Origin of the sequence: Rhodoplanes sp. SY1, assembly GCF_046000175.1 — a bacterium.
Lineage (GTDB): Bacteria > Pseudomonadota > Alphaproteobacteria > Rhizobiales > Xanthobacteraceae > Rhodoplanes.
Window position 1 is genome coordinate 57,091 of the sequence record NZ_JBEOMB010000010.1, and the last position, 7,861, is coordinate 64,951.

The 7,861-nt window shown below is 71.4% G+C and carries 6 protein-coding genes; 4 read left to right on the forward strand and 2 right to left on the reverse strand.

The features are described from left to right. Nucleotides 1-182: 182 nt before the first annotated feature. Complete coding sequence (locus ABTU92_RS03995) at nt 183-1,247, reverse strand: tlde1 domain-containing protein (RefSeq protein ID WP_408087891.1); 1,065 nt, start codon at nt 1,245-1,247, stop codon at nt 183-185. A 171-nt stretch (nt 1,248-1,418) separates the two neighbouring features. After that, on the reverse strand, nt 1,419-2,381 hold the full coding sequence (locus ABTU92_RS04000) for a diacylglycerol/lipid kinase family protein (protein ID WP_408087883.1): 963 nt from the start codon (nt 2,379-2,381) through the stop codon (nt 1,419-1,421). Between the two features lie 332 nt (nt 2,382-2,713). Between ABTU92_RS04000 and ABTU92_RS04005 the strand changes: the two genes are divergently transcribed. The 4 genes from ABTU92_RS04005 to ABTU92_RS04020 all read left to right on the forward strand — a co-directional run bounded on the left by ABTU92_RS04005 (nt 2,714) and on the right by ABTU92_RS04020 (nt 7,848). Then, the gene (locus ABTU92_RS04005) at nt 2,714-4,867 is read left to right on the forward strand and encodes a trehalose-6-phosphate synthase (protein ID WP_408087893.1); all 2,154 of its coding nucleotides are present in this window, start codon (nt 2,714-2,716) and stop codon (nt 4,865-4,867) included. 299 nt (nt 4,868-5,166) lie between these two features. Beyond that, complete coding sequence (locus tag ABTU92_RS04010) at nt 5,167-5,670, forward strand: RNA polymerase sigma factor (RefSeq protein WP_408087885.1); 504 nt, start codon at nt 5,167-5,169, stop codon at nt 5,668-5,670. A gap of 92 nt (nt 5,671-5,762) precedes the next feature. Continuing rightward, nucleotides 5,763-6,713 carry a FecR family protein gene (locus tag ABTU92_RS04015; protein WP_408087887.1) on the forward strand — a complete coding sequence of 317 codons (951 nt, stop codon included), beginning with the start codon at nt 5,763-5,765 and terminating at the stop codon, nt 6,711-6,713. A gap of 112 nt (nt 6,714-6,825) precedes the next feature. Then, entirely contained in the window at nt 6,826-7,848 is a 1,023-nt protein-coding gene (locus tag ABTU92_RS04020) for a TonB-dependent siderophore receptor (protein ID WP_408087889.1), read from the forward strand. The last annotated feature ends 13 nt before the right edge of the window (nt 7,849-7,861 follow it).

A 7,861-nucleotide genomic window follows, 5' to 3' on the forward strand; every position in this document is an offset into this window, starting at 1 on the left:
GCGGTAGCGGTCGGACGGGTCTTTAGCGGCGCGCGACGCTCGCGGGCCCGATCCGGACGCTCGCACCTGGCGAGGGGCTGAGACCCTCGTGGAAAATCACGTGGTGTGGAAGGTCGCGTGGCGTGACACGCCGCCGTTCGTTCAGGGCGCGGCTCGGGTCGCCACGATCGAAGGCGAGCGCCTCAGTTGGCGCCGGCCTCGGCGTACTGGCCGGTGCTGCTGTCGCTCTTGAAGAGCTTGCCGAGCGTGTCGGAGAGCCAGTTCGACGACGCGACCTGGGGCGCGCCGGGCGCCGAGTCGAGCCGCTCGACCACGACGATCTTGTTCACCTCGCCGCGCAGATAGGCGTCAAGGAACGCCTGGTAGTCCTTGAACGACACGCAGCCGTTCGACTGGCCGCTCGGGCCGAGCATGTAGGAATGCGCCAGGATGCCGGCGCGGCCGTACATCTTGCTCTGGTCGACCGGCGTCATCCGCAGCGCGCGGACGCCGTGGAACAGACTCTCGCGCATGGTCAGGCGGTAGACGTTGGGCGGCGTCGCGCCGTGCATGCGCACGTTCACGTGGCGCGGATCGTCCATCTTCGGGCCGAGCCCGGAATGCGCCTCGAGCCGCTTGCCGTTCGGCATGTACACGGTCTTGGCGGTGATGTCGTAGATCGCGGTCTTGCCGTCCTCGGCCAGCGAGGGGAGGGCGTTCGGCGACAGCGCCGCGAGCTTCGGCTGCTGGCCCGGACGGACACGCCGGCGGGGCTCGTCGGCGGCGGTCGGTGCGGCGGCGGCCTCCTGGAGCCGGCCCATCGGGCGGGCCGTGGCGGTCTGGGCCGGGCGGCCGAGCGTCACCGGCACGCTGCCGGCGCTCGCGAGCCGCAGGCCGGCGGCGGCGGCCGGGCGCGGGCCGCCGAAGCGGGTCTCGAACGAATCGGTGGGATCGAAGGCGGCGAAGCGCTCGTCGAAGGAGGCGCCGCGGCGGCGCTCGCCGAGCGCGGCGACGAGGTCGTCGTCCTCCATCAGGGAGCCGGCGGCGAACTCGGGATCGAGGCTGGCGAGGCGGATGCCGGAGAGCGGCGCCTGCGCGGTCGGGCTCGGAAGCCGGATCAGGGCCGGATGAATCGTGCCGAAAACCGAGAGAGTCGTGCGCTCTGCGAGCAGCCCGATGTCGGACGGCCCGGCATGCGTGCCCGGCGACTTGAGCACGAATCCCAGCGCGACGATCGCGATCCCGAACGGGATCGAGCGGACACCCACTCGAATCAAAGGATTCCCCACCCGTGTGTCGCGCCGCTGCGGGTTGCCCCCGCGACGCACGTCCCCCGACGCAATACTAGCAAGCGCTCCGATTACGGCAACAATGGTTCGGCCGCCCCGCGATACCGCATGGCTCCTGCACGCCGGGGTGGTGGCGAAATTTACCCCGCCTTAACCATGTCGTTCGCGCGGCAACAGAATCCGCAGCGCGCCGGGAGCGACCGCCACCCGGACCGGGGTTTCGGCGACGACCTCGCCGTCCACAGAAACAGGGCGCGGCCGATCGGTCGCGATCGTGGCGGTGCGGGTGCGCAGCGTCACGACGTCACCCGGCGCCGGCGGCGCCCCGCGCAGCGCCCGCCACCAGGTCCGCGGCAGGGCGCGCCGCCCCGGCCCCTTGATCATCCGGATCAGAAGGTCGCCGGTCACGACGCCCGCCGCGGGCGCCACCAGGACGCCGCCCTGCCAGCCGCCATTGGCGACCCGCACGTCGAGGGCGTCGACGACAGTGGTGCCGCCGTCGTGCGTCACGCTGCAGCGGAACGAACGGTGGCGGGCCAGCCGGGCGGCGGCGACCATCAGATAGGCGGCGCGGCCGGCCCAGCGCTTCGCCAGGTGAGCCGACCCGCGCGCAATGTCGGCCGGCAGACCGATCGCGACCGCGTTGGCGAACCAGCGATCGTCGAGCCGGCCGAGATCGATGTCGGTCGGGATTCCGTCGCACAGCACGTCGACGGCGCGCTCCAGCTCCAGCGGCAGCCCGAGCGCCTTGGCGAAGCTGTTGGCAGTGCCGAGCGGCAGCAGGCCGAGCAGCGGTCGAGCCCGCCCGTCGGGCGCCGCGAACGCGCCGACCACCGTGCTGATCGTGCCGTCGCCGCCGCCGACCACGACGAGATGATCGGTCTGCGCCGCGGCCGCCGCGGCGATACCGCCGAGCCGCGCCGGATCCGCGACGGCGTGCGCCGCCGCGATCAGGAACCCGCGCTCGCCGAGGAGCCGCTGCACCGCCTCGAACCGACGCTGGCCGCGGCGCGAGCGCGCGTTCACGATCAGCACGACCCGGCGCGGGGCGCGTCGACTCTCGGCCGCGTGCGATTCGATGCCGTCCTCGTGCAGGGTCGTCACGTCGGTCATGAGATCGTCACCGCGCATTCGTCGTCGTGAGATGCCGGAACGCAATGCGCGAGAAGGTGTTGCGTTCCCTCGTCGCGGAACTGCGCGGAGCCGCCGTGAGGCGCGGCGCTCCGGGCAGGGTCGACACGGTCGCCGAATTGGTCGACAAGGAGAGCAGACGGGCGACGGGGCGCCCATGCGACGGAGATCGACGCGCAGCGACGGCGCGGTTGGCATCGGCGAGGGAGGGCGCAGGCTTGGCGGGCGAGGGGCTGTCGAATCGGTTGACCTCAAAGTGGCTGCGCAGCCCGACGCTGCGCTACGTCGCGCTCGGAATCGCCGCCGCCACCGTCATGGTGGTCGCGCTGGCACCGCTCGGCTCCGCCATGGTCGAAGGCTGGTCGCGCCGCGACGTCGAGCTGCGCTCGCGCCTCGTGTTTCGCTCGATTCGTGATCAGGTCGCGGCGGGCCTCGTCGCGCCCCCGGGATTCGACCTCGGACCGTTCTTCGAGCGCCTCTCCGAGGACGAGCGGATTCTCGGGCTCGGATTCTGCACCGAGGCCGGCACGCTGCGCTACGCAACCCGGCAGTGGCCGAAGGCGATCACCTGCGCCAGCCTGAAGCGCGACCGCACGGATTCCTTCGCGTCGGTCACCGATCGGGGGCGCCGCATTCATGTCAGCGTCTTCCCGATCGCGGCCGGGCCGGTCTCGGGCCATCTGCTGCTGCTGCACGATCTCGCCTTCGCGGACGAGCGTGCCCGCGAGGCGCAGTTCTACACGATCCTGTCGGTGATCGGCGTCGCCGCCGGCCTCGGCCTCTTGGCGCTCGCCATGGTGCTGGCGTTGCAGCGCAGCTGGGTCCGTTCGGTGCGCACCATGGTGGCCGACATGCGAAACCGCGGCGTGCTCGACGCCGCCCCCTCCGGCGACTCGCCGCTCGGCCGCGAGCTGCACGGCCTGCTCGAGGAGCTGCGGGTCGAGCGCACCTATGCCGAGGGCATCCATGTCGAGTGGTCGCCCAAGACGCTGCACCGCCTGCTCATGGAGGAGCTGCCCGGCGCCGAGGTGCTGGTCGTCTCCAACCGCGAGCCCTACATCCACAACCGGGTCGACGGCGCCATCGCGCTGCAGCGGCCGGCGAGCGGTCTCGTCTCTGCGCTGGAGCCGGTGATGCGTGCCTGCGGCGGCACCTGGATCGCGCACGGCAGCGGCTCGGCCGACCGCGACACCGTCGATCGGAACGATCGCGTGCCGGTGCCGCCCGGCGATCCGACCTACATGCTGCGCCGCGTCTGGCTCTCCGACGAGGAGCAGGACGGCTACTATTACGGCCTCGCCAACGAGGGGCTCTGGCCGCTCTGCCACATCTCCTTCGTGCGTCCGACCTTTCGCGAGGAGGACTGGCGCCAGTACAAGGCCGTCAACGCGCGCTTCGCCGACGCCGTCGTGCAGGAGGCGAGCCGCGACGACCCGATCGTGCTGGTGCAGGACTATCACTTCGCCCTGCTGCCGCGGATGATCCGCGAGCGGCTGCCGCGCGCCACCGTGATCACGTTCTGGCACATCCCGTGGCCGAACGCCGAGACCTTCTCGATCTGCCCGTGGCGCGAGGAGATCATCGACGGGCTCCTGGGCAGCACCATCCTGGGCTTCCACACGCGCTTCCACTGCAACAACTTCCTCGAGGCGACCGACCGCTTCATGGAGAGCCGCATCGATCGCGAGCACGCCTCGGTGACGCTCGGCGGCCACGAGACCATGGTGCGGGCCTATCCGATCTCGATCGAATGGCCGCCCTCCGCGCTCGACGGCCAGACGCCGATCGCCGCGTGCCGGGCGGCCGTGATCAGCCGCTTCGGCCTGCCGGCCGACGCTCACATCGCGGTCGGCGTCGAACGCTTCGACTACACCAAGGGCCTTCTCGACCGCATCCACGCCGTCGACGATCTGCTCACGAGGCATCCGGAGTGGCGCGGCAAGTTCGTCTACCTGCAGGCGGCGTCGCCGACCCGCAGCAAGCTCGGCGCCTACAGCGCCCTGCAGGCGGAGACCGTGCGGCTCGCCGAGGAGGTCAATGCGCGGCACGGCGGCAAGGGCTATACGCCGGTCGTGCTGTCGATCCGCCACCACGAGCCGACCGAGGTGTTCGAGATCTTCCGCGCCGCCGACCTGTGCATCGTGTCGAGCCTGCACGACGGCATGAATCTGGTGGCGAAGGAGTTCGTCGCGGCGCGCGACGACGAGCAGGGCGTGCTGGTGCTGTCCGGCTTCGCCGGCGCCTCGCGCGAACTGTCCGAGGCGCTGATCGTCAATCCCTACGACACCCGCAGCATGGCGTCCGCCATCGATGCAGCCCTGCGCATGTCCACGGCCGAGCAACGCGAGCGCATGCATCTGATGCGCGACATGGTGCGCCAGCGCAACGTGTACCGTTGGGCCGCCCAGATGCTGCTCGACGCCGCCCGCCTGCGCAAGCGCGCCCGCATCCTGGCCGGCGCGGCGTGATCACGTCGCGCCCTCGCGACGGCAAGGACCTGTGCTGATTCCGCCACGCCCGGCTGGAAAGCACGGCGCAGTGCCGTTTACGCCCGGCGTCCGGGCGGCCCGGCCGTGCTGCCGCATCCGTCTGAAATCAAAGACGGAATCCGCGTGATCTCCGCGCATGGTGCAGGAAGTCGGCGCCGCGTTTTCTGGAATATCTCTAAATCATTGCTATTGCAGGAGAAATTGGCATTCCGTTAAAGCCCGTCGAGGGTGGGGCGCGGTGCTCCGCCGAACCGGGCGGTTCTGACGGGGCATTCGTCTTGGCGTGGGACATCCAAGCGCTGTTTCGGCGGCACGCGGACGGCATCCGCCGCTCGCTGATGCGGCGCGGGCTGCCCCGCGAGACGGCGGCCGACATCACCCAGGACACGTTCCTGCGCGTGCTCGCCGCGCTGCCGGCCGACGGCACCGAGAACCACAATCCGAAGGCCTATCTCTATCAGGTCTCGCGCAACCTCGGGCTCAACCATCTGCGTCGCGAGCGTCTCGCCGGCCTCGTCGACCTTCCCGACGCTGTGGTCGCCGAGGTCTCCGACCCGGCACCGTCCCCGGAGACGATCGCCTGCGACCGCGCCCAGCTCGCCCGCGTCGCCACGGCGCTCGACGCGCTGCCGGAGCGCACCCGCCGCGCCTTCGAGCTGCACCGCATCGGCGGGCTCACCATCGCCGAGGTCGCGCGCGAGATCGGGCTCTCCACCACCCGCACCTGGGCGCTGGTTCACGAAGCCTATCGCCACCTCGTCCTCGCCACCGGCGGGCTGTGAGTTCGATCGGCGGGGGAGAAAATTCCGCGCGTTCCGGTGTATCAGGTGAGGGCGGGGCGTCGACCGACGGCCGCCTCGTCCCGGACCCGATCATGCCCGAGCCTCCGCCCGACAGCCGCCTCCTCGACGAGGCGATCGACCTGATGATCCGCCTCCAGAACGACGCCGACAACCCGGTGGCGCTGGAGATGGTGCGGGCGTGGCGGGCGCGCAGCCCCGAGCACGAGGGCGTCTGGACGCTGGTGTCGGGCGCGCACGGGGCGAGCGGCACAGTGCTGACAAGGCGTCGGAAGGCGGCGCGGCGCGGCCCGACGCGGCGCAAGCTGGTGCTGGTGGGTGCGGTGGCGATCGGCGGCGGGCTGGCCGGCTGGTCGGTGCTGCCCGATCTCGTGATGCGGCGCCGGGCCGATCACGTCACCGCCAAGGGCGAGCTGCGCCGCGTGCCGCTGCCCGACGGCAGCGTCGCGACGCTCGGCCCCGACAGTGCGGTCGCGCTCGACGACGGCCCGTTGTCGCGCGGCATCGTGCTCCTGCGGGGGATGGCCTATTTCGAGGTGGCGCCGGACCCGCGTCGGCCGTTCACGGTGACGGCCGGCGGCGTCACGGCGACGGCGCTCGGCACGGCCTTCGACGTCGCCGACGATGCTGGGGTGGTCGCCGTCTCGGTGCGTGAGGGCGTGGTCGAGGCGCGCGCCGCCGCGCCGGGCCTCGCGGCCGGCGCGCAGTTGCGGGCCGGCGACTGGATCGCGGTCGATCCCGCCGCCCAGGCGGTCGATCGCGGCCGGCGCGACGCCGACCAGATCGCCGCCTGGCGCGACGATCGTCTCGTCGCCGAGCGCGCCACCGTGAGAGCGCTCGTCGAGCGCATCGCCCGCTGGATTCCCGGACGGGTGATCCTGGCGGATCCCTTCATCGGCACGCAGCGCGTGAGCGGTCTGTTCGACCTCGCCGATCCGGTGGCGGCGCTCGCCGCCGTCGTTCACCCCGCCGGTGCCAGGGTGCGGCAGATCGGCCCGTATCTCACGGTCGTGTCGCCGATCTGATTATTTTTCCGTTCGGACGAGAAAATTCCGCGGCCCCGATTGTAACAGCCTCGGGAGCCGCGTCGCGGTGCCGGCCGTGGGCTGCTCCTTCATGCGAGCGAGGGGCAGGGGCATGCGGGCGGACGTGAAGCAGGCGCGGGTTCGATCGGGCGTTCGCGGGAGCAGGTTCCGCATCGCGGCGTTGCTGATCACGGTCGCGCCGTTCTGCGCGGCGACCCTGGCGGAGCCGGCGCGGGCCCAAGGCGTGGCCAAGCTGGTGGTCGAGCAGGAGTTCGTGATTCCGGCGGGTCGCCTCGACGGCGCGCTCGCCGCCTTCGGTCGGCAGTCCGGCCTGCAGGTGACGGCGCTGGCCGCCGTCACGGCCGGCAAGATGTCGCCCGGCTTCGCCGGCCGCGCGACGCCCGACCAGGCGCTCGAGCACCTGCTCGCCGGCACCGGCCTCGTGCATTCCTTCCCGGCCCCGCGGACCGCGTCGGTCGCGCTGCCGCTCGGTCCCGGCGGCGCCTACGCGGCCGCCGGCGACGTCGCGCTCGAGCCGATCACGGTGGAAGGGCAGGGCGGCACGCCCGGCGTCGACGGCTATGTCGCGACCAAGAGCGAGGTCGGCACCAAGACCGACACGCCGATCATCGAGGTTCCGCAGACTGTCAACGTCGTCACCCGGCAGGAGATGGACGATCGCGGCGTCGTCGACTTCAACGCGGCCGTCGCCTACACGCCCGGCATCGTCGTCACCGACTATCCGGGCGGTCAGGGCATGCCCGACATCTATCTGCGCGGCTTCCGTGCCACCCAGCAGGAATCGACCTATCGCGACGGCCTGCGCAACGGCTTCAACGCCTACGACACCGATGTCGAGATGTACGGCATCGAGCGCATCGACGTTCTCAAAGGCCCATCCTCGGTGCTGTACGGGCAGGGCACGCCGGGCGGCATCGTCGACATGACGTCGAAGCGCCCGACCCGGACGCCCTATCACGAGATCCAGGTGCAGGGCGGCAGCTTCGATCGCAAGCAGACCGCGGTGGACTTCTCGGGCCCGGTGCCGACCGATCCGACGCTGTTCTATCGTTTCACCGCGCTGTGGCGCGACAGCGGCACCCAGATCGATTACGCGCCCGACGATCGCATCTAGAGCGGTTCCCGAT